This window comes from Rhodococcus sp. KB6 (genome assembly GCF_001445685.1).
In the GTDB taxonomy this organism is placed as follows: domain Bacteria; phylum Actinomycetota; class Actinomycetes; order Mycobacteriales; family Mycobacteriaceae; genus Rhodococcus_F; species Rhodococcus_F qingshengii.
Map to the genome: position 1 here is coordinate 106,404 of NZ_LNAK01000043.1, position 21,056 is coordinate 127,459.

A 21,056-nucleotide genomic window follows, 5' to 3' on the forward strand; every position below is an offset into this window, starting at 1 on the left:
GCATCAGCGTCGTTGTAGGACAGGGCGGACGACGGACTGGGCACTCGAGAGATCACGTGAGATGGCGATTGCCGTCGTCCGCACCGCCGCGTCGATACGGGTCAGATTTATTCGGCCTGCCATACCGGAAATGGAGATTGCGCCGAGGACGCCTTCGTCCGGGCCGAATATTGGTGCTGCGGCGCCGACGATCCGGGGAAATGCTTCCTGGCGGTCGAAGGCGACACCACGCTTGCGAACACGATCCAGTTCTCGGTGGAAGAGTTCGGGATCGGTGATGGTGTTCTCGGTGTGTGCTTCGAGGACAGTGGGCATCGTGAAATCCCCAGAGTTGGTGAACGCCAATACTGCTTTGCCGGAACAACTTGCGTGTGCAGGCCACCGACCACCAATTTGCTGCGGAAGGCGTGGTCCGTCGTCGCCACGGAAGACATCAAGGTAAACCACGTCGAAACCGTCCAATACAGCGAGTCCCACGTTGTGTCCCGTTGCTTCACGCAAGGCCGAAAGGTGGCGCCGCGCTGCTTCGCGGAGGTTTCGCTGCCGTGGAACAGATTCGCCGATCTCGAACAGGAGGAGACCCAAGCGGTAATTGGTTCCTTGCCGTTCGAGCAACCCGACTCGGACGAGATCGTCGACCATTCGATACACCGTTGTTTTGGCCATGCCTGTCCGTCGAACAAGCGCTGCTGCGCTGAGAACGCCTGAGCTGTCACGAAAAGTCTTCAGTATCTCGGTGGAACGACCAATTGCGGAAACCTCGCCATCGGCCCGATGAATGGGACTCACCGAACTATTCTGTCTGCCTGATGCGAGATTGTCGAGGGGCAATCGCGCATCAGATCACGCAGGTCTTCCGGTGATGGGATCGCCGGAAATCGTCACGACTCGCACACCACGTCTTCGGCCGGCAGTGAGCCGTCGAGCAGGTACGAGTTGACGGCGGCGTTCGCGCAAGTATTCGCGTAGCCCGGGAACACCGCATGAGTGCGGCCTGGAACTGTCACGAGCCGTGAGCCTTTCATCGCTTCATGCATGCCGAGGCCTTCGTCGTACGTCGTGCGGGTGCCACCGGTTGCCTGGATCTGCAATGCCGGAACGTTGTTGTCGATGTCGATCCGCGTAGTGGCCTCACTGCGCCAGAACGCGCACGGCATGATCGTGTTGTGTGTGCCGGCAAAGATCGGCTGATCATCACGGTGCTCCTCCAACTTGTTGCGGTACCACTCGGGATCGCTCGGCATCGATACGTCTCCGCAGACGATGGCGATTGTCCCGGCATAGTCAGGACCGGTTCCCAGTTCGGTCTGGAACCATGCCTGCATCAATCCCGTCAGCTGGGGATGGATGTTCTCGACGGTCTTGCCTGCGGCGAGATCGCGCAACTGAACCAATACCTGTGCGAATGCCTCGCTTTCCTTTTCGGTGTCGCCGGTTCCGTTGACGTACATCAGGAATGGAAGGACGTGATCGTCGACGGCATGATCACCGATCTGTATCGGAGTGGTGGCCGCGTCCGAGATCAGCTTCTCGATGAGGGCGCGAACTTCGGCGGGCGTCGATCCGAGTGCATAGGTGGAGTTGTGTTCTGCTGCCCACTGCGAGAATCCGTCGATCGCTTTCTCGTTGGCCGGGCCCATGTCCTGGAACATCTCGTATCCGTATTTCTTCGGATCCGGTGCACTGTCGAGAACCACACGGTCGATCCTGTCCGGGAACATTTGAGCATAGGTTGCACCGAGGTATGTGCCGTACGACCACCCGAAGTACGACGCCTTCTCCTGGTCGAGGGCGCCACGAATCACGTCGAGGTCGCGGGCGATGTTTTGAGTATTGATGTGCGGCAGATAGTCCGGGTACTTGTCCCAGCATGTGTCAGCGGCCTCGCGTGCGAGCGCAACACTCTCGTTCCATCCCTCGTCCGTGGTGCCCGGCGACCGCATCCATGTCATCTGTTCGACGCCGCAGTCGATCGGTGTGCTCTTGCCGAGTCCTCGGGTGTCCGTGCCGATGACGTCGTATGCCGCTGCGACTTCCGGTGTCATGCCCGCATTCAGAATCTCGGGCAATCCCAGTCCTCGGCCGCCCGGGCCGCCGGGGTTGGTGAGCAGGATCCCGCGTCGCTGTGCGGGGTCGGTGGATGCGACCCGCGAGATCGCCACTTCGATCGTCTTGCCGTCGGGGGCGGAATAGTCCAAAGGTACTGTGACCATGGCGCATTCACTTGCGGTCGACGTTCCGGTGTCTGTGGCGCATGGCCCCCACTCGAGATCCTGTTCGTAGAACGCGCTGAGATTCGATTGTGGATCTTCCTGCGGAGTAGCAGGATCCGAGCACGCCGCCAATGCAGGTACGGCGAGTGCGGCAGCGGCGATTGTGGTAGCCAGCCACCTTCGTGATCGAGGCATGCGTGATCTGGGCATGGTGAATCCAGTCATTGTCGTGTCCTTGCGTTGAGCCCATTTTCGGGCAGTGTTGGTCACCCCACTTCGAATGTGGGGGCTAATCAGGGTTTTTCAGAGGCGGGATTGACGGGCGGCGAACTCCGCGGCCACAGCCTTTGCGAATCTTTCCTGGGTGACGGTTCGTCGATCCGCTTGGTGTTCGCGCAGTACCGCTACCAGCCGGGTGGGGGAAGCGTCCTCCGGTGCAGCCTGTTCGGGTAGCACGCGCTCGGTGAAGTCGCAGAACTGAATGGCAAGGGCCGCAATCGTGTCCGCGTCAGCCGGTGCGTCGGCGAGGGCATACATGCGAGTTATCAATTCGATGGCCTGCTCGCGGTTCGGCTCGGCCAATACCCGGCGATGGGCGGACAGGAGTGAATCGCAGACCTCGGGATCGCCCCCGGAGACCGTGAGTGCGAGGATCAGAAGTTCACGCTCGTTGTCGATCCACGCTGTCGGCGCACCGGCAACGACGTACTGTGCGAGCACTTCCGAAAACGCGTCGGGTAGTTCAGGATCGGCATTGCGGCGTAGCGACTCGATGTGCGCACGCTGAACAGCGATCTGTTCGGCCTTCGTCGCCAATTCCTTGTCGAGGGCATCGAGTGCAGACCGAGTGTCGTGAGCGTCGCCGTCGAGTAGTTCGGCGATCTTGGCAACAGGAATCCCCAGATCGCGCAGGCGGCGGATGCGACTCAGTCGTGCCAGGTCCACCGCCCGGTACGTGCGGTAGCCGTTGGGTTGGCGTTGTGGTTCTTCGAGAAGGCCGTTCGAGTGGTAGTAGCGCACGGACCTGACGGTGGTGCCGGCCAATTTGGCCAGCTCGCCGATGGTCATCATCGCCCTGCCCTCCCGTGATCGAATCGGATTCCGTCTGTGAAAACCATTCTCCAACCTTGACGCGGCGTCAGGGTCAAGATTCGCGCCGGAGAACGTGACCGTTGACACTTTAAGGAGGCGGACTTAATCTGACTTTTGTCCTTTACGACATCGTCGATTTCGAGGAAGTGCCCTGATGGCTACCCTTTTTCCTGCGGCAACAATCTTTCCGATCCCCACCGACCCGCTTGCTGCGTACGGTCCACTCGTTGCTCGCCGGAATCCCGAGTCGGTAGTTCCGGCACCGTACGAACACTTTGCGGTCAAGGCGGTCGCGCCGACGATCGGAGCGGAAATCTCCGGTATTCGACTCGGCGGGGGCCTGTCTGATGCCGTGATTGCGGAACTCCGCCGAGCTCTCCTCGAATGGAAAGTCCTCTTCTTCCGCGATCAGGACCTCGACCGAGCGGAACATCGAGCTTTTGCCGAGCGTTGGGGCGATCTCGAACAGCATCCGTTCTTCAAGTACACGCAGCCCGGGCAGACGGACGTCGATGTCACGGCACTGGCGAAGGATGCGATGGTCGGCGGAGTCGAGAACAACTGGCACAACGACGTTACGTGGCACGAGTTTCCTTCGTTCGCAGCAGTTCTTCGTGCGGTCGAGGTGCCGGAGGTGGGTGGTGACACTTTGTGGGCCGATACTGCAGCTGCCTACGATCTGCTTCCTGAAGACATCAAGAAGCGTATCGACCCGCTTGTTGCAGAACACGATTGGATCAACTCGTTCGGCAGGTCGATGCCGGTGGATGCGGTCGAGATGTTGCGTCCGAAGTTCCCCGCTGTGCAGCATCCGGTGGTTCGGATCATTCCGGAAAGTGGCAGGCGGGTGTTGTTCGTCAACATGACCTTCACGCAACGGATCTTGGGTGTGTCAGAAGAAGAATCGAACGAACTTCTCACGATGCTGTATCGCCACGTCAATCGTCCGGAATTTCAGGTCCGTTTGAAGTGGGAGCCGAATACTGTTGCCTTCTGGGACAATCGGACCTGCCAGCACTACGCGGCCAGTGACTACTTCCCGGCTCGTCGTGTGATGGATCGAATCTCGATTGTCGGGGATCGACCGGTGGGCGTCGGGGGCTGATACGACGCTCAGCGCCTCGAGTGTCTACTACGGGAAGTAGTAACGCACCTCACATAGTTTTTCGACGCCTTGTCGATATGATTTCGACAAGGCGTCGATAAAAGTCGGCGTGACTCGTATCGACGACTTTGGAGCTTCCCGAATGTTCCTCGCCCTGCGTGAACTGTGGTTTGCGCGAAATCGATTCCTCTTGATGGGTGCCGTGGTTGCCCTCATCTCGATCCTGATGGTGATTCTGTCCGGCCTCTCGTCCGGACTGGTAAATGACGGTGTCTCCGCTTTGCAGCGGACGCCGATTCAGGCGTTTGCCTTCGCACCGGACACCAAAGCCGACTCAGCGTTTTCGCGCTCGGTCGTCACCGAGGAGCAGGCGCAGGCATGGCGTATGCAACCCGATGTCCAAGACGCCGAGCTCTTCGGCAACATGATCGTCAATGCAAAAACTCGCAGTGGCACGCCTGTCGATCTCACGCTCTTCGGCATCGAACCTGGCTCCTTCCTCGAGCCCGTCTCCGCCGACGGGAGGGGGCTGCATGCCGACACGGACATCATCGTCAGCTCTACCTTCCGTGACGACGGTGTTGCGATCGGTGACACCGTGATACTCGATCGACTCGGTACGGAGCTGACAGTTGTCGGATTCACCGAAGACAAGCGCACTTTCGGTCACGTCGACGTCGCCTACCTGCCTCTGCGTACTTGGCAGGAGGTTCACGCCGGTGCCAAGATCGGCGAAACCGCCAATGCCAGTGCCTATTCCGAAGCAAGTGTTGTTGCGATTCGGGGCATTGGTGGCGCGTTACCGGATCTCGTGTCGGGCGATGCGGCGGCGGGAACGTCCGCAAAGACGCTCGAGGAATCTTTCGACTCCTCACCAGGGTTCTCCGCGGAAATGATGACTATGTCGATGATCAAGGCGTTTCTGTACGCGATTTCGGCCCTGGTGGTCGGTGCATTCTTCAGTATCTGGACGGTTCAGCGCGGTCGTGAACTCGCAGTGTTGCGCGCGATGGGAGCCTCTACCGGCTTCCTGCTTCGTGACGGCATGGCGCAGGCACTGGTAGTGCTGCTTGGTTCCATCGGCCTCGGTGTGTTGCTGGGCTTGGGGCTCGGTTCGGGGCTCGAAGGCGGGGGGATGCCGTTCGCCCTCGAGTCCGGCCCAGTCGTCAACGGCGCAGTGCTCTTGGCGGTACTCGGGCTGGTCGGCGCAGCCGTTGCCATCGTCCGTGTTACCCGTGTCAACCCGCTCACCGCATTGGGAGAAAACCGATGACCACAGTCGAAAAGACCACAACCGGATTGGTATTGACCGCTGTCAGTCTTCGATTCGGTGACGGTGACTCCACCGTGCTCGCCCTCGACAACGTGAACCTGGAGGTCTCGTGCGGCGAACTTGTCGCGATCGTCGGACCGTCAGGCGCTGGAAAGTCGAGCTTGCTCGCTGTGGCCGGCGGACTCGGTCGGCCGTCGAGTGGAACGATTGTCATCGACGGCGTGGACGTGTCGGCGATGCCGGCCCGTGCTCTCGCCAAACTTCGACGAGACAAGGTCGGCTTCGTCTTTCAGTCCGGCAACCTGATTCCAGCGCTGACGGCGCGCGATCAGCTTCGGCTGATTCCCAAGCTCACGGGGCGGCCGGGTCGCGATCCCGAGGAGTTGCTCGACTCGGTCGGTATGAGTCACCGTGCAGATCGTCGACCCGGTCAACTCTCCGGCGGTGAACGCCAGCGCGTCGGTATCGCTCGGGCATTGATGAGCAATCCCTCACTACTGCTCGTCGACGAGCCGACGGCTGCTCTCGACCGCAAACGCAGCCATGAGGTGGTCGAACTGCTCTCGCGCGAAACTCACGAGGCAGGCGTCGCTACGATCATGGTGACCCACGATCACGACGTGCTCGGGCACTGCGACCGCATCCTCGAAATGGTTGACGGTCGGTTGCGTCAGAGCGAGTAAGCCCGCGAGGGGACTGGAGGAGATTCGGTGCCGAGGATCGATGCGCCCACTGTGGTCGAGCATCGTGCTGCTCAGCGCCGTGCCCTCCTCGACGCTGCACACGCTCTTCTGTCCGAGGCCCCGGACCGGCCGCCGGGGCTCGGTGAGGTGGCAGCGAAGGCAGGGCTCGCCAGGTCGAGTGCCTACCACTACTTCCGGTCCCGGGAAGATCTCCTCAGTGCCGTCGTCGAAGACATGTTCCCGCGCTGGAACGACAAGATCGTCGAGGCGATGGCAGGCGCAGACGATTCGGTATGGGCGTACGTCGAGGCAAACCTCCAACTGGTTGCCGACGGGGAGCATGCGATAGTCGGAGCGCTGGCGACGCTGACCCCGCAAACATTTCGAGATTCGCGGATCATGGAAATGCACGACAGTCTTGTGCTTCCGCTGGTCGAGGCCCTCCGCCTCCGTGGCGTGTCGGACCCGAAGCTCACCGCCAAGTTGATCAACTCGCTGGTGCATACGGGTACCGAACTGATCGAATCCGGTTGCAGCATGGAGGAAGTCAGGTCCGCCGTGCGTGAGGTCCTCGCGTGACGGGCACCCTCAGGCCGTAATCAGATCCATCCGAAGGTACTCGGTGATGCGGAGCAGCCTCGGGGGTTGGGACACGTCTGAGGAAAGTGCTTGAAATGCTTCGTCTTTCGCGACGAGGCGTGGGGTGCCGAGGCTCACCTCCGTCTCGTCGACCGACAGTCGAGCGCTTCCCGCTCTCAAGACGTTCTGCACCCAGTCCGAGCCTGATCCGTACACCAGAATGAAGACGTAGCCACCCTCGACCGGATAGGCGTCGAGGGGCGTCCGGTAGGTCGTGCCGGATGTGCGTCCGACGTGAGTCAGTACCGGCCATTTACCGCTCGAAATTGCACGCGGGTTGAACACTCGTTTGTTGACATGTCCCCACCATCTAGGCATCGGCATTGTGATCTCCTCTCTCGATCGCCTTACGAGCGTAAGGCGGGCTTACACCTGTAAGGGTGACTTACGTATGTAAGGTTGTCAACGTATTCGTTCCGCCGAGGGGAGTCTGTGTGTCACGGCAACCGCGACAGTCGCTGAACAGGACTCGCGTAATCGAGGGTGCGATCCGCGTTGCCGACGCGGGTGGTGTCGAAGCCGTCACGATGCGACGGGTGGCCCAGGAGCTGGGCATCGAGGCGATGTCGCTCTACCACCACGTGCCCAACAAAGATGCGATTCTCGACGGCCTCGTCGATGCGGTCTTCGAGGCGATCGACCTGCCCGACAGTGAGTGTGCGGATTGGCGAGATGCAATCCGTGGACGCGCCTTTTCCGCTCGCACAGTCCTGTCGCAGCACCGTTGGGCTCTCGGTCTGCTGGATTCGCGACGCAGCCCTGGCTCGGCGACCCTGCGTCATCTCGACGCTGTGCTCGGAGTGCTCCGGAAGGCCGGGTTCACACTCCCGATGGCCGCCCACGGAGCCTCGCTGATCGACAGCTACATCGGCGGATATGTTCTCCAGGAGGCGAATCTGCCGATCAGCGGGCCCGTCGACGTCGAAGAAGTTGCGAGTGACATCCTCGAGCGCCTTCCGGCTGAAGAGTTGCCCTTCCTTCACGAGATGATCGTCGATCACGGTCTGAGTCCGGCTTACGACCACACGAGTGAGTTCGCCTACGGTCTCGATCTCATCCTCGATGCGCTCGAGGCGCGTCGCGCATCGGCGGCACCGGTCCTCGAATAGCGACGATTCGTGTCCAGTTGCCCACCCTTACTGAGGTGACGCAAGGTTGTGTGCACGCGGGTGAGCTGCAGTGTCCCTATTGACAGGTGGCTGTATATACAGGACTATACATTCATCAAAAGTGACCCAAGGCACATTGCGTAGATGATGTGATGCACGCCCGCGGTGGCCGAGTCCTTCGATCGATGGAGTTCTGATGACTGAACGTCTTCCTGGAGAAGACCGGACGGAAGACGACAATGTCCTGCTCGACGGGAAAGGGTTGTCGGTTCACCGGGTGAACGAAATCGCGCGAGAGCCGGCCGTGATTCGACCTGCCGACGCGGCTCTCGAGCTCACACGGCGGTCATGGGAGACCGCGGTTAGGGTTTCCTCCCGTCAAGCGGTGTACGGGCGCACTACCGGGGTAGGCGGGAATCGCGAAACATCCGTCTCCGACGGTGTGCAGCAGGATCTGAGGCTTCTGAGAAGTCACGCAACGGGATCGGGCCCCAGGCTCCCTGACCGGTTGGTGCGCGCCGCGATCGTCATCCGCACCAACCAGATCCTCAACGGCGGCTCAGGTATGCATCCCGACATCATCGACGGTCTGGTTGCTGCTGTTGCTTCACAGAACCTGCCGACAGTGCACGCACGCGGTGCGATCGGAACGGGCGACCTGAGTGCGTTCTCCGAAATCGCCATGGGGCTGATCGGCGAGAGCCCGCTTCGCGACGGACGCACCGGAATCGGTTGGACTCCGCACCACGGTGATGCACTTCCGTTCATTTCCACCAATGCGATGACGGTGGCGATCGCCGGCGACACCAGTATCGAAGTCGCGGGGTGGCTTCAGCACTGCTTGGTTGTCAGTGTTCTTTCCGTGCTTGCGTCGCGTAGTTCTGTCGAACCATTTGCTGCACAAGTACAGTCGGCAAGAATGCACTTCGGTCAAGCGGAAGTCGCAGAGCGGGTTCGCGATCTGCTGGCACCACACGACATCACACCCGTGAGAGTTCAGGACTCGTTCGGGTTTCGCGCCCTACCGCAAATCTTGGGTGCCACCTGGCAAGCGGTGCATCGACTGCAGAACACGCTGAGTATCGAGATGAATTCGTCTTCGGAGAATCCGCTGGTGTCGGTCGAAGACGACATGGTGTTCCACAACGGAAATTTCCACGCAATGCCAATAGCCCTTGCAGTCGACGAGGCGAAGTTGGCGGTCGCCAGTGCTGCCCTGCTCTCGCAATGTCGGCTCGCCAACCTCTCCGACCCCGCAGTCACCGGCCTTCGTGCGTTCCTTGCAGACGGTCCCGACGGCAGCAGCGGAACCATGCTTCTCGAATACACGACTTCTGCTGCCATTGCCGAGATCCGCTCGTCGGCGGCACCGGGGTCGTTGGGCCACACGGTAATTTCGCGCGGCACCGAGGATCACGCAAGTTTCGCATCCCAAGCTGCAACTCAATTGGCGGACATTCTTGCCCAATCTCGATTGGTGCTGGCGTGTGAACTGATCTCGGCAGTTCGCGCACTCTCGCAACAACAGCGTGAGCTGGATCCGGCGACCGAGCTCGGCGCGTACCTCGCGCGTGCGCGTTTGGTGCTGGACACGAGGACCGAAGACCGGCCACTCAGTGCAGATCTGAGTGCCGCCGTGAACTTTCTTTCTCAACCGCTCGACCAGTAAGCAGGTGGACCGAATCACAAGTAGGTGTGTGCTCGAACGGAACTCGACCATTTCTCCTGGGTGCGTCCGGACTCAGGTCGACACGAAAGTAGTTCGTAGATGATCAAATTCGACAAGGTCACCAAGGCGTATCCAGACGGAACCATTGCCGTCGATGCTCTCGATCTGGAGTGCCCGACGGGAAAGATCACCGCGTTGGTGGGTCCTTCCGGCTGCGGCAAGACGACCTCACTCCGCATGATCAACAGGCTGATCGAACCGACGTCAGGCACGATTTCGCTCGACGGCGAGTCCACGGCGGGAATGGATCCGGCCCTTCTGCGTCGACGCATCGGGTACGTGATCCAGCACGCGGGTCTCTTTCCCCATCGCACCATCGTCGACAACATAGCGACCATGCCTCGATTGCTCGGTGCGAGTAAAAAGGAATCTCGCACTCGCGCTATGGAATTGCTCGAAACGGTTGGTCTGACGACCAACTTCGCCGACCGCTATCCGTGGCAGCTCTCCGGAGGGCAGCAGCAACGAGTCGGTGTTGCGCGAGCATTGGCTGCGGATCCGTCATTCATGCTGATGGACGAACCGTTCAGCGCCGTTGATCCGGTTGTTCGCGGCCAGCTGCAAGACGAGTTTCTCCGTCTGCAGAAGGAAATCGGAAAAACGATCATCATCGTCACCCACGACATCGACGAAGCGCTGAAACTCGGGGATCAAGTGGTGGTTCTGCGTACCGGCGGCATTCTTGCGCAGGCGGCGACGCCCCTCGAATTGCTGACTCAACCTGCCGACGAATTTGTTGCCGACTTCGTCGGACGTGACCGTGGGTACCGATCGTTGGGGTTCACGACATTGGACGGCGACCTACCGACGGTGTCAGAACCCGTTGCGCATCTGGGCGATTCCGCTGCGGCGGCCCGCGCACTCACCGGCGATACGTGGCTGTTGGTAGTGGATCCCGCGAACAAGCCGCTCGGATGGGTGAGGCCGGACGCGCTCACGGATTGTATCCGCCCGGATGACTTGAATCTCAGTGGAACACTTGCTGATTCCACCGGGACGATGCGCGCTCTGCTGGATGCGGCGCTGTCAGCGCCGAGCAAGCGGGGCGTTGTCGTGGACGACGCCGGACGCCTGGTGGGAACCGTCACTGCGCATGCTGCAGTGGAAGCCATCGAGGCTGCCGATCTGGCTGACGCGGGGAGGGTGCTTCGATGAACTTCGAATGGCTCGGACGTCAGTCCGACCGGATCATGGACTTGGTGGGATGGCATGTTCTGCTGTCGTTGATTCCCTTGGTGATCGGCTTGGTGGTCGCGTTGCCGATCGGCTGGGTCGCCTATCGCAGTCGTCGGTTGCATCCCTACGTGGTGGGGACGGCCGGATTGCTCTACACGATCCCTTCGCTCGCGCTCTTCGTGCTCCTGCCTCCAATTCTGGGTACCAAGATTCTGGATCCGATAAACATCATCGTGGCGCTCACCGTGTACACCGTTGCTCTGCTCGTGCGGGTAGTGGCCGACGCGCTCGATTCGGTTCCGCCGGAGACGGTTCTGGCAGCGACGGCGATGGGTTACCGGCCGTATCAGACGCTGTTGAAAGTACAGTTGCCAGTAGGAGTTCCGGTGATCTGTGCAGGTTTGCGCGTCGCAGTCGTCTCGAACGTCAGTCTTGTCTCACTCGGCGCACTCCTGGGTATTCCGCAGATAGGTTCCTTGTTCACCCAGGGATTTCAGTTGCGTTTCTACACGCCGATCATCGCGGGTATCGCTCTGTGTCTGGTGCTGGCGTTGATCCTTGATCTCCTCATCATGTTGGCGAATCGGCTGTTGACGCCGTGGACCCCGAAAGTGACTACATCATGATCAGCTTCCTTCTCGACGGATCCCACTGGACCGGGCCGGACGGCATCCCCACCCTTCTCGTTCAGCATTTGATGTACACATTCGCCGCGCTGGCGGTGGCTGCGGTTATCGCGATCCCGCTCGGTCTCTACATCGGACATACGGGCCGTGGCTCCGTTATTGTTGCTGGACTGGCCAACTCGCTACGAGCGCTGCCGACCATCGGTCTGCTGATCCTACTGGTTCTCATCATCGCGCCGTCATTCCCGAACAAACTCGCGTATCTGATCCCCAGCCTCATCGTCCTGGTGCTTCTCGCGATCCCTCCCATTCTCACCAACACGTACGCCGGAGTTCGAGCGGTCGATCAGGCTGCAGTCGACGCCGCGCGGGGGATGGGATTTCGGTCGATGCGGATCTTGACCGAGGTCGAGATTCCATGTGCCCTACCACTCATGTTGTCCGGCATCAGAAGTGCCGTGCTTCAGATCGTCTCCACTGCGACTGTCGCCGCTTACATTTCTTTGGGCGGACTCGGCCGGTTGTTGATCGACGGAAAAGCTCAGAGCGATTACGGCCAGATGGCGGCCGGAGCCGTACTGGTATCGCTGATTGCCCTGGTTTTCGATCTCGGAATCGGAGCACTGACTGCGCGGGTCGTTTCGCCTGGCCTGACCAGGCGCGATCGGAAGAAGAAGACCGAGAAGACCGCCGCCCCCTCACAGCGCACCGCTGTGCCTGAGCCCGCACCGATCTGAGGACGTTCGACATGAACAAGGTATTGATCGCCGCGTTGGTCGGCGTGACAGCGGTTGCGTTGTCCAGCTGCGGAATCGGCAAGGACCCCTTGGCTACGGACGGCGGCGGTAGTGCTGAGGGCGCCATCGTGATCGGTTCCGCCGATTTTCCCGAGAGCCAACTGATTGCGACCATTTACGCCGAAGCGCTTCGTGCCAACGGTATCGACGTTACCGAGAAGTTGAACATCGGTAGCCGAGAACTCTATGTACCGGCACTGCGCGACGGTTCCATCGATCTGATCCCCGAGTATTCCGGCGCCTTGTTGCAATATCTGGACAGCAAGACAACGGCGACGGCTTCAGATGAAGTATCCGCTGAAATCGATGCGAAATTGCCCAAGGGTCTGGTGGCTCTCGAGCCCTCGCCCGCAGAGGACAAGGATGTACTTGCCGTCAAACAGGAGACGGCGGAAAAGTATTCGCTGGAGACCGTCGAGGATCTGGTGCAGCATGCCGACGAGTTGACTCTCGGCGGACCGCCGGAATGGAAGACGCGCGAAAACGGCGTCGCCGGCTTGAAGACCAAATACGGCCTGACATTCCGGGAGTTCCTGGCACTCGATGCAGGTGGACCCCTCACGCTCAATGCGCTTCTGAGCGGGCAGATACAGGTTGCCGATGTCTTCAGTACCGATCCTGCGATGCGCTCGGAGAACTTGGTTGCACTCGAGGATACGAAGCACCTCTTCCTCGCGGAGAACATCACACCGATCATCAACGAGTTGAAGGCTCGCGATGACGTCCGATCCGTGCTCGCGGGGGTTTCGGCGGCGCTGACCACCGAAGATCTCATCGAGATGAACCAGCGCGTTGCCGATCTCGACGACATGAGTGACATCGCTCAGGACTGGTTGCAGGAGAACTCCCTGGTGCCATGATCGAAGGCCGGGGTGGCGTCCTTGTCGTCGGCCGAACAGACGATATCGATTCGACCCCGCTCGGGGTAGCGTCGCGAAGTCAGGCATGCCTCGACCTCGCGGCGAGCCGTTCCGACCAAGGATGCCGACATGCCGAGAAGCCGACCGCGCACACCCATTGGACGAGTTCGGAACGGCGCAGCCACTACAACCACGGTTGTAGTGGCCGGCGTGTGTCTGGCATCAGGCTGGAACGCCCATGCAGTTTCCGAGTTGCGCTGTAGTTCCGTTCACGACGCCTGGTGGCACCGGACGGGCAATTCTCACCAGCGAGGGCGTCACCGTCATCGAATCACCGCCGGGAACGCTGACTGACCGCGGCGTCGGTGACGGCTCACCGTGGCTCAAATCGAATCGGCCTACGGCAACGATCATTCGACACGGACGATTCAGACTGAGTCAGGCCAATCGATCTTCGTCACCACCGGTGATCCGGGGCAAGTCGGTAATGGCGACCCCGGAGGGTTGATCGGCTTTTCGATTCACGACGGTACGGTCGGGCCTCCTGTGATCGGTGGTGTCCCCGGCTTCGAGTACTGCTCGGGCAATTCGTCGACTTCGACTTCACGATTCCCGACGGCATCCACATCCGAGGGGTGCGGAACGATCACGTACCCCGAGACAGGCGTTGTCGCCGCCATCGGCAATCTGCAAGGCGGCATCACTTGTGAGGTGGCAAAGGACATAGTTTGGAGTGCTCGAACAGAACTCGTGGAATCAGTTTTCAGGCAGTCCCGTAGATCTGCTGGAGGCGCGCCGAGGCTAGCGCTGAACCGGCACGTGCTTCGTGACTATCCGGTGGATCAGACGAGCAGCCGTTCGGGCAGTGCGATTGTCGACGTCGAGGCTCGGGTTCAGTTCGGCGACATCGAGAACCGCGAGCTTTCCGCTGGACGTGACTCGATCACATACGTATTGGATGGTTTCCAGGCTGACACCGTAGGCCGCAGGTGCGCTGACGCCCGGCGCCACAGCTGCAGGCAGGACATCGAGGTCGATGGTCAGGTAGACCAGATCGACGTCGTCGAGGAAGTCTGCGAGGAACTGATCCACGACGCCTCGGCCGATCGCTCCGCATTCTTCGTCGAGCAGATAGCGAACACCGAGGCGGTGAGCCGTGTCGAACAGTGCCGTGGTGTTGCTCGGTTGGCTGATTCCGATCACGCTGTACTGATGCGACGTGCCTGCCGCGGCTTCGTCCTCGGCGATCTGACGAAAGGGTGTGCCGGAGCTGGGTATCGGATCGCCCCGCAGGTCGAAGTGCGCATCCAAGTTGAGGATTCCGAGTTTGGCTCCAGCGGTTCGCAACTCGGAGCCCGCGACGCCGAGATACGTGCCGTAGGCGATTTCGTGTCCTCCCCCGAGAACCACGGGGAAGTGTCCCGAATCAAGCGCAGCGCTGACGGCGTTCCCGAGTGCGGCTTGACCGGCCTCGAGTTCTTCACCCGACACGGCAACGGTTCCGGCGTCCTGAATCTGCAGTGGTTCGGCCAGCGCCATGGAAGCCAACCCGGCTCGCAACGCGTCCGGGCCATCCGCGGCGCCGCGGCGGCCCTTGTTGCGGCGGACTCCTTCGTCGCTGGAGAATCCGATCAGAACACAGTCGCCGGGAGCTGTTTCGGCTGAATACGGTTGCACGGCATGATGCCACCGCAGATGCTCGGCAGTGGTGCCGTCGGAGCGCCCGGTCCACGGCTTGGGTTCGATGTCGACTGCGATCTGATGAGCCACGACGGCCTCCCGGTGAGTGTATTTCAGTAGCTTGTGGCGAGTGCGCCGTTTTTCCAGACCTCGCGCACCAGAGGGACGCCCGGGCGGTAGGCGAGGTGGAGGTACGACGGTGCATCGAGCGCGATGGCGTCGGCACGTGTTCCGAGAGAAAGGGTTCCGACGTCGGTGCGCTGCAGCGCCCGGGCGCCTCCTGCAGTGGCTGCCCAGACTGCCTCGGCGGGTGTCATGTGCATGTCTCGCACCGCAATTGCTATGCAGAACGGGAGGCTGGTGGTGTAGCAGGTGCCGGGATTGCAGTCGGCGCCGAGAGCTACTGTGACGCCGGCGTCCAGCAGTGCGCGGGCGTCGGGGTACTTGTTGCGGGTGGAGAAGTCGGCACCTGGCAACAGTGTTGCGACGGTGGAACTCTGAGCCAGGGCGTCGATGTCCTCGGCGGTGACGTAGGTGACGTGATCGACGGACGCGGCTCCCATCTCGACGGCGAGCTGAACTCCTGGCCCTTCGCCGAGTTGATTGCCGTGGACGCGGGGGATCAGTCCGGCGGCGACGCCTGCGCTCAGGACTGCATGTGCCTGTTCGCGGTTGAACGCCCCTCGTTCGCAGAAGACGTCGATCCACTTCGCGTGTGGCGCACAGGCAGGGATCATCTCGTCGCACGCCATGGCGACGTAGTCATCGGCGCGGCCGGCATATTCGGGTGGTGGAACGTGGGCGGCCAGCAGTGTGACCTCGTCGGTGAACTGTCCGGCGATCAGTGCGCTGCGTAGTTCGCTCTCGGTGTTCTGCCCGTATCCGGTCTTGCATTCGACGGTTGTGCTGCCGGAGCGCAGGGATTCGTCGAGTAGGCGTCGAACATTGGCCTGCAATTGTTCGTCGGTGGCCGAGCGCGTCGCTTCGATGGTGTTGCGAATGCCGCCGGCGGCGTACTTCTCGCCCGCCATGCGAGCTGCGAATTCCTCGGCCCGCTCGCCACCGAACACCAGGTGCGAGTGACTCTCCACGAAACCGGGGAGCAGGGCCCGACCGCCGATATCCTGACCGATATCGGCAGCCGGGGCGTCGGCGGAATCACCGACCCAAGCAACAACGCCGTCGTCGAAAACGATTGCCGCGTCGTGTCGTACGCCGAGCTTGCCCTCACCCAGAGTCGGGTCATTGGTGACGAGGGTTCCGATGTTGGTCAGAACGGTGGTTCGAGAACCATTCGTGGTCAATGTAATTCCTAACTCAGGGTGAGGTGGTGGAGCTGTTTCAGTTCTCGGTCATCGGGATGCGGACGCCGCGGGTGGCTGCCGTGTCGATGGCGTGGTCGTATCCTGCATCCGCATGCCGGATGACGCCCATCCCGGGATCGTTGGTGAGAACTGCTTCGAGCTTCTTGGCTGCGAGTTCGGTGCCGTCGGCGATGCACACCTGTCCCGCGTGGATGGAGCGCCCCATCCCGACGCCGCCGCCTTGGTGGAGTGAAACCCACGAAGCGCCGGACGCGGTGTTGACCAGGGCGTTGAGCAGCGGCCAGTCGGCGATCGCGTCGGACCCGTCGATCATCGATTCGGTTTCGCGGTACGGCGAGGCGACCGATCCGGAGTCGAGGTGATCGCGGCCGATGGCGATCGGTGCGGAGAGCTCGCCCGAGGCCACCATCTCGTTGAACTTGAGGCCGGCGAGGTGGCGCTCACCGTATCCGAGCCAGCAGATGCGAGCCGGAAGGCCTTCGAAGGCAACCTTTTCGCCGGCCATGGTGATCCAGCGGCGCAGGTGCTCGTTCTCGGGGAAGAGTTCGAGGATGGCCTTGTCGGTGGCCTCGATGTCCTTGGGATCACCCGAGAGCGCCGCCCAGCGGAAGGGGCCGAGGCCTTCTTCGAAGAGCGGACGGATGTAGGCGGGAACGAATCCGGGGAAGTCGAATGCACGGTCGTAGCCGGCCTTGCGGGCCTCGTCGCGGATGGAGTTGCCGTAGTCGAATACCTCGGCGCCGGCGTCCATGAATCCGACCATGGCCTTGACGTGTGCGGCCATCGCGTTGCGGGAATCTTCGGTGAACTTCTGCGGATCCTTCTCCGACATGGTCTTCATGTCGCCGAAGTCGATGCCGATCGGCAGGTAGGCGAGGGGATCGTGCGCCGAGGTCTGGTCGGTCACGATGTCGATGGGGGCCTTCATCTCCAGCAGCGCCGGGAAGATCTCTGCCGCATTGCCTTCGAGGCCGATGGAGAGCGGCTTCTTGGCATCGCGTGCCGCGGTCGCCAGTTCGAGCGCGTGCTCGATGCTGTCTGCCTTGGTGTCGAGGTACTTGTGGGCGATACGACGGTCGATGCGGGTGATGTCGCAGTCGACGCAGATCGCGACGCCGTCGTTCATAGTGACGGCGAGAGGCTGAGCGCCGCCCATGCCGCCGAGACCCGCAGTGAGGGTGATCGTTCCGGCGAGTGAGCCGTTGTAGCGCTTCTTCGCGATGGCGCCGAAGGTCTCGTACGTACCCTGCAGGATTCCCTGGGTGCCGATGTAAATCCAGGAGCCTGCGGTCATCTGGCCGTACATGGTCAGGCCGAGGTCTTCGAGACGGCGGAACTCTTCCCAGTTCGCCCAGTCACCGACCAGGTTGGAGTTGGCGATCAGCACTCGCGGTGCCCACTCGTTGGTGCGGAAGACACCGACCGGCTTGCCGGACTGCACCAGCATGGTCTCGTCGTTCTTCAGCGTCTTCAGCGTGGCGACCATGGCGTCGAAGGCAGCCCAACTACGCGCTGCGCGACCGGTTCCGCCGTAGACGACGAGGCTGTCCGGGTGCTCGGCAACATCGGGGTCGAGGTTGTTCATGAGCATGCGCAGGGCACCCTCCTGCTGCCAACCGAGCGTCGTGAGCTCGGGGCCGCGGGGAGCACGGACGGGGCGCGGCTCGTGGCCGGGGGTGCTGATTTCCATTGTGTTCTCCTAGCTTGCTGAAGTTCGAAAGACGTTGGGGGATCAGACGCGAGAGTCGGTCATCGCGGTGTGATCGGGGTAGATCATCGACGAAGGGGGATTGCTCGTGCGCTTGGCGAGTGGGTAATAGATCAGCCCGGTGAACACGATGCCGACCAGCCACGAGATGTCGGCGCCGCCGAGCATGTCCGTGACGGGGCCGGTGTACATCTTCTGGGCGAGGAACGGGATCTGGGCGAGAACGCCGGCGGCGTAGCAAGCCAATGCGGTGAAGTTCCATGCTCCGTATCGACCGTTGACGTCGTACAGCGCCGGAATGTCGATGCGTTCCTTGGAGATCAGGTAGTAGTCGATCAGATTGATCGCACTCCACGGCGTGAACACCATCAGCAACACCAGGACGAAGTTCTTGAAGTTGTCCAGGAAGTCGGCGCTGGCGGCGATGGCGATCAAGACCGAGACCGCAGTGAAACCGAGGATGTAGAGGGTGCGCGCGGTGCTCGAGATTCGCGACTGTCCGTTGAAGGCGGTGACGGTGGTCAGGATCGACATGAATCCGCCGTAGGCGTTGAGCACGTTCACCGTCAGCTTGCCGACCAGGATGACGAAGTAGATCAGGAAGGCGATGGCAGCGGGTCCGGCCAGATCTCCCATGAAGCCGACCTGGTTACCCAGGAACGCGTCGCCGGCGCAGGCCGCGACGAGAGCGCCGAAGGTCATGGACCACTGCGATCCGATGACACTACCGAGGAACGTCGACCAGAACGTGGTGCTCTCGGAAGTGCTGCGCGGCAGGTAACGCGAGTAGTCGGCGACGTACGGGCCGAAGGTGAGCTGCCAACCGGCACCCAGCGAGATCGCGAGCAGGAAGGTGACTATGTCGAAGCCCTTGATGCCGACGTACGAGGCGACGTCGTACTCGAGGAACAGTCGAACGGCCAGGTAGGAGAATCCGACGATGCCCACGACGGTGGCGATCCTGCCGACGATGTGGATCAGCTTGTAGCCGGTGACCGCGACGAATGCGGTGAGGAGACCGAAGACGACGATGCCGACGGTGGGGCTGTCGATGTGCAGGATCTTGTTGACGGCCTGTCCGGCCAACACGGTGCCGGTGGCAGCGAAGCCGAGGTACATCAGGATGACGAGAACAAGCGGTACGACTGCTCCCTTGACGCCGAACTGGGCGCGACTCGAGATCATCTGGGGGAGACCCATACGCGGGCCCTGTGCGGAGTGAAGCGCCATGACAGCGCCACCGAAGATGTTGCCGATCAGAAGTCCGACGATCGCCCAGATGGCGTCCGCGCCGAATACGACGGCGAGAGCGCCGTCGACGATTGCAGTGATCTGCATGTTGGCGCCGAACCAGAGAGTGAACTGGCTGCGCGGGGTGCCGTGTCGTTCTGCATCCGGGACGACGTCGATAGTGCGTCGTTCCGGAGTGAGGATGACCTCGGCCGGTCCATCGTGAGTCATAGGCCTGTCTTTCTGCTGCGAGCCCGTCGAGCGACGGAATCGACGTCGGGGTATTGCCCACCTTCTTCGTGCTTGGTGCTTTGCGCCTTGTGCTTTGTGCGCTGGGTCACTGTCACTGCGGATAAATGTATATGCCTGTATATACAGGCGTCAATACCCGGGACCCGTTTTCGCGTAAATGCTGTGTAACACCACGCGAGAAATCAGAAACCCTTACCCGGGTTGAGGATTCCGAGCGGGTCGAAGGCAGCCTTGATCGATCGGTGCAGTTGCATGCTGTCCTCGCCGAGCTCGAGAGAGAGCCAGCGACGCTTCAGAACGCCGACGCCGTGCTCTCCGGTCAGAGTTCCTCCGAGTTCGAGAGCACGCCGGAAGACCTCGTCCGCGGCGGTCCACACGGCTTCGGGGACCGAGCCGTCGGCAGTGCGGTCGAAGACGAAGGTCGGATGGACGTTGCCGTCACCAGCATGCGCGACGGTCATGATCTTGACCATGTGCTCGGCGGCGGCTCGGTCGATACTCTCGAGCATGTCGGGCAGTTTCGACCGCGGGACCCCGACGTCTTCCACGAGACATTGCCCGAGTCGTTCGGAAGCCGGATAGGCGAGTCGGCGAATCTCGAGTAGCTGTGCGGCTTCTGCCGCGTCCTGCGAGACGGCGACAAAATCTGCGCCCGCCCTCTCGAAGTGTTTCTGCATCGCCGCGGCTGCTGCGTCGGCATCGACCCCGTCGGCCTGTGCGATCAGCATCGCGGCGGTGTTGTCTTCCAACCCGATTCGTTTCCAGTCGTCGACTGCGCGCAGCGTTGCTCGATCGATCAGCTCCAGCAGGCTCGGTCCGATCCCGTCGCGAACGACCGCGGCAACTGCGTCCGCTGCGGAGCGGAGAGAATCGAAACTGCCGACGACGGTGACCGGTGCTCTCTTGGGCTTGGGCTGCAACTTCAGCGTGGCACTCGTGACGACTCCGAGTGTTCCCTCCGAACCGACAAGAAGACTGGTCAAGTCGTATCCCGCAACACCTTTGACGGTCCTTCGGCCTGTCCGCACGATCCGACCGTCGGCGAGCACAACCTCGAGACCCAGGACTGAATCGCGGGTGACGCCGTACTTCACGCAACGCAGTCCACCGGCGTTGGTGGCGATGTTTCCGCCGATCGTGGAGATCTCGAAACTGCTCGGATCAGGGGCGTACATCAGCCCGTACTCGTCTGCTGCTCGGCTGATGTCAGCGTTGATCACCCCGGCTTCCACGACAGCGAGCTGATCGTCCGGATTGACCTCGAGAATCGAGCGCATGCGAGTGGTCGAGATGACCAGGCAGCCCTCGACGGCTACCCCGCCGCCCGCCAAACCGGTTCCCGCACCGCGGGTTACCACCGGGACACGGTGAGCAGTAGCCCATTTCAGAGCCTCGGAAATGTCGGCGGCAGTTTCGGCGAGCATGACGGCTACCGGATGGCCGGGTTCGGCGAGATGGGCCTCGTCACGGCGGTACGAGTCCATTACCGCAGGGTCGGTGATCAGGCGACTCGAACCGATCGACCGAGCAAGTTCGTGGACGGACATTCTTTTCTCCAG

The 21,056-nt window shown here is 61.5% G+C and carries 20 protein-coding genes; 11 read left to right on the forward strand and 9 right to left on the reverse strand.

Going from position 1 to position 21,056, the window contains the following annotated elements; genetic code table 11:
* Positions 1-3: 3 nt before the first annotated feature.
* The 3 genes from ASU23_RS07545 to ASU23_RS07555 form a co-directional block, all read right to left on the reverse strand.
* Entirely contained in the window at positions 4-789 is a 786-nt protein-coding gene (locus tag ASU23_RS07545; protein ID WP_007732760.1) for an IclR family transcriptional regulator, read from the reverse strand.
* Between the two features lie 92 nt (positions 790-881).
* Positions 882-2,438, reverse strand: coding sequence for an alpha/beta fold hydrolase (locus ASU23_RS07550; RefSeq protein ID WP_058037891.1), 1,557 nt, complete (start codon positions 2,436-2,438; stop codon positions 882-884).
* 78 nt (positions 2,439-2,516) lie between these two features.
* Positions 2,517-3,284, reverse strand: coding sequence for a MerR family transcriptional regulator (locus ASU23_RS07555; protein WP_058037645.1), 768 nt, complete (start codon positions 3,282-3,284; stop codon positions 2,517-2,519).
* 175 nt (positions 3,285-3,459) lie between these two features.
* Between ASU23_RS07555 and ASU23_RS07560 the strand changes: the two genes are divergently transcribed.
* The 4 genes from ASU23_RS07560 (at position 3,460) to ASU23_RS07575 (ending at position 6,945) form a co-directional block, all read left to right on the forward strand.
* Positions 3,460-4,410 carry a TauD/TfdA family dioxygenase gene (locus tag ASU23_RS07560; protein ID WP_058037646.1) on the forward strand — a complete coding sequence of 317 codons (951 nt, stop codon included), beginning with the start codon at positions 3,460-3,462 and terminating at the stop codon, positions 4,408-4,410.
* 142 nt (positions 4,411-4,552) lie between these two features.
* Positions 4,553-5,683, forward strand: a complete 1,131-nt coding sequence (locus tag ASU23_RS07565) for an ABC transporter permease (RefSeq protein WP_050656859.1) — start codon at positions 4,553-4,555, stop codon at positions 5,681-5,683.
* Entirely contained in the window at positions 5,680-6,366 is a 687-nt protein-coding gene (locus tag ASU23_RS07570) for an ABC transporter ATP-binding protein (protein ID WP_003939803.1), read from the forward strand. Before ASU23_RS07565 ends, ASU23_RS07570 begins: the two co-directional genes overlap by 4 nt.
* 27 nt (positions 6,367-6,393) lie before the next feature.
* Entirely contained in the window at positions 6,394-6,945 is a 552-nt protein-coding gene (locus tag ASU23_RS07575; protein WP_058037647.1) for a TetR/AcrR family transcriptional regulator, read from the forward strand.
* A gap of 9 nt (positions 6,946-6,954) precedes the next feature.
* Here ASU23_RS07575 and ASU23_RS07580 read toward each other — a convergent pair whose 3' ends face one another.
* On the reverse strand, positions 6,955-7,329 hold the full coding sequence (locus ASU23_RS07580; RefSeq protein WP_058037648.1) for a nitroreductase family deazaflavin-dependent oxidoreductase: 375 nt from the start codon (positions 7,327-7,329) through the stop codon (positions 6,955-6,957).
* A 110-nt stretch (positions 7,330-7,439) separates the two neighbouring features.
* Between ASU23_RS07580 and ASU23_RS07585 the strand changes: the two genes are divergently transcribed.
* The 7 genes from ASU23_RS07585 (at position 7,440) to ASU23_RS07620 (ending at position 13,810) form a co-directional block, all read left to right on the forward strand.
* Positions 7,440-8,114 (forward strand): TetR/AcrR family transcriptional regulator, encoded by a 675-nt coding sequence (locus ASU23_RS07585; protein WP_058037649.1) that lies wholly within the window; start codon positions 7,440-7,442, stop codon positions 8,112-8,114.
* 196 nt (positions 8,115-8,310) lie between these two features.
* A complete protein-coding gene (locus tag ASU23_RS07590; protein WP_003940419.1) occupies positions 8,311-9,783 on the forward strand; it encodes an aromatic amino acid ammonia-lyase in 1,473 nt (490 codons plus the stop codon).
* Between the two features lie 99 nt (positions 9,784-9,882).
* The gene (locus ASU23_RS07595; protein ID WP_058037650.1) at positions 9,883-10,998 is read left to right on the forward strand and encodes an ABC transporter ATP-binding protein; all 1,116 of its coding nucleotides are present in this window, start codon (positions 9,883-9,885) and stop codon (positions 10,996-10,998) included.
* Positions 10,995-11,645 (forward strand): ABC transporter permease, encoded by a 651-nt coding sequence (locus tag ASU23_RS07600; protein WP_058037651.1) that lies wholly within the window; start codon positions 10,995-10,997, stop codon positions 11,643-11,645. The genes ASU23_RS07595 and ASU23_RS07600 overlap by 4 nt, the downstream gene beginning before the upstream one ends.
* Positions 11,642-12,382: an ABC transporter permease gene (locus ASU23_RS07605; RefSeq protein ID WP_058037652.1), complete on the forward strand. Its 741-nt coding sequence runs from the start codon at positions 11,642-11,644 to the stop codon at positions 12,380-12,382. Before ASU23_RS07600 ends, ASU23_RS07605 begins: the two co-directional genes overlap by 4 nt.
* An 11-nt stretch (positions 12,383-12,393) precedes the next feature.
* On the forward strand, positions 12,394-13,302 hold the full coding sequence (locus ASU23_RS07610; RefSeq protein ID WP_058037653.1) for an ABC transporter substrate-binding protein: 909 nt from the start codon (positions 12,394-12,396) through the stop codon (positions 13,300-13,302).
* Between the two features lie 238 nt (positions 13,303-13,540).
* Positions 13,541-13,810 (forward strand): hypothetical protein, encoded by a 270-nt coding sequence (locus ASU23_RS07620; protein WP_030536965.1) that lies wholly within the window; start codon positions 13,541-13,543, stop codon positions 13,808-13,810.
* Between the two features lie 293 nt (positions 13,811-14,103).
* Here the strand turns inward: ASU23_RS07620 and hutG are convergent, their stop codons facing one another.
* From hutG to ASU23_RS07650, 5 genes are all read right to left on the reverse strand, one after another.
* Positions 14,104-15,072 (reverse strand): formimidoylglutamase, encoded by a 969-nt coding sequence (gene hutG, locus ASU23_RS07630; protein ID WP_042926100.1) that lies wholly within the window; start codon positions 15,070-15,072, stop codon positions 14,104-14,106.
* A gap of 23 nt (positions 15,073-15,095) precedes the next feature.
* Positions 15,096-16,286: an imidazolonepropionase gene (hutI, locus tag ASU23_RS07635; RefSeq protein ID WP_029256288.1), complete on the reverse strand. Its 1,191-nt coding sequence runs from the start codon at positions 16,284-16,286 to the stop codon at positions 15,096-15,098.
* Between the two features lie 37 nt (positions 16,287-16,323).
* Positions 16,324-17,997, reverse strand: coding sequence for a urocanate hydratase (gene hutU / locus ASU23_RS07640; protein WP_007732742.1), 1,674 nt, complete (start codon positions 17,995-17,997; stop codon positions 16,324-16,326).
* 42 nt (positions 17,998-18,039) lie between these two features.
* Positions 18,040-19,476, reverse strand: coding sequence for a cytosine permease (locus tag ASU23_RS07645; protein ID WP_003940251.1), 1,437 nt, complete (start codon positions 19,474-19,476; stop codon positions 18,040-18,042).
* A 203-nt stretch (positions 19,477-19,679) separates the two neighbouring features.
* The gene (locus ASU23_RS07650) at positions 19,680-21,044 is read right to left on the reverse strand and encodes an FAD-binding oxidoreductase (protein ID WP_058037655.1); all 1,365 of its coding nucleotides are present in this window, start codon (positions 21,042-21,044) and stop codon (positions 19,680-19,682) included.
* Between the last annotated feature and the right edge of the window lie 12 nt (positions 21,045-21,056).

Excerpts from the sequence above, each read along its gene's own strand:
- ASU23_RS07565 (WP_050656859.1), top strand. The coding sequence starts at position 4,553 with ATGTTCCTCGCCCTGCGTGAACTGTGGTTTGCGCGAAATCGATTCCTC.
- ASU23_RS07645 (WP_003940251.1), bottom strand. The coding sequence starts at position 19,476 with ATGACTCACGATGGACCGGCCGAGGTCATCCTCACTCCGGAACGACGC.
- ASU23_RS07580 (WP_058037648.1), bottom strand. The coding sequence starts at position 7,329 with ATGCCGATGCCTAGATGGTGGGGACATGTCAACAAACGAGTGTTCAAC.
- hutU (WP_007732742.1), bottom strand. The coding sequence starts at position 17,997 with ATGGAAATCAGCACCCCCGGCCACGAGCCGCGCCCCGTCCGTGCTCCC.
- ASU23_RS07605 (WP_058037652.1), top strand. The coding sequence starts at position 11,642 with ATGATCAGCTTCCTTCTCGACGGATCCCACTGGACCGGGCCGGACGGC.
- ASU23_RS07590 (WP_003940419.1), top strand. The coding sequence starts at position 8,311 with ATGACTGAACGTCTTCCTGGAGAAGACCGGACGGAAGACGACAATGTC.
- ASU23_RS07595 (WP_058037650.1), top strand. The coding sequence starts at position 9,883 with ATGATCAAATTCGACAAGGTCACCAAGGCGTATCCAGACGGAACCATT.
- ASU23_RS07550 (WP_058037891.1), bottom strand. The coding sequence starts at position 2,438 with ATGACTGGATTCACCATGCCCAGATCACGCATGCCTCGATCACGAAGG.
- ASU23_RS07600 (WP_058037651.1), top strand. The coding sequence starts at position 10,995 with ATGAACTTCGAATGGCTCGGACGTCAGTCCGACCGGATCATGGACTTG.
- ASU23_RS07560 (WP_058037646.1), top strand. The coding sequence starts at position 3,460 with ATGGCTACCCTTTTTCCTGCGGCAACAATCTTTCCGATCCCCACCGAC.
- ASU23_RS07570 (WP_003939803.1), top strand. The coding sequence starts at position 5,680 with ATGACCACAGTCGAAAAGACCACAACCGGATTGGTATTGACCGCTGTC.
- ASU23_RS07650 (WP_058037655.1), bottom strand. The coding sequence starts at position 21,044 with ATGTCCGTCCACGAACTTGCTCGGTCGATCGGTTCGAGTCGCCTGATC.
- ASU23_RS07555 (WP_058037645.1), bottom strand. The coding sequence starts at position 3,284 with ATGATGACCATCGGCGAGCTGGCCAAATTGGCCGGCACCACCGTCAGG.
- ASU23_RS07620 (WP_030536965.1), top strand. The coding sequence starts at position 13,541 with ATGCAGTTTCCGAGTTGCGCTGTAGTTCCGTTCACGACGCCTGGTGGC.
- ASU23_RS07610 (WP_058037653.1), top strand. The coding sequence starts at position 12,394 with ATGAACAAGGTATTGATCGCCGCGTTGGTCGGCGTGACAGCGGTTGCG.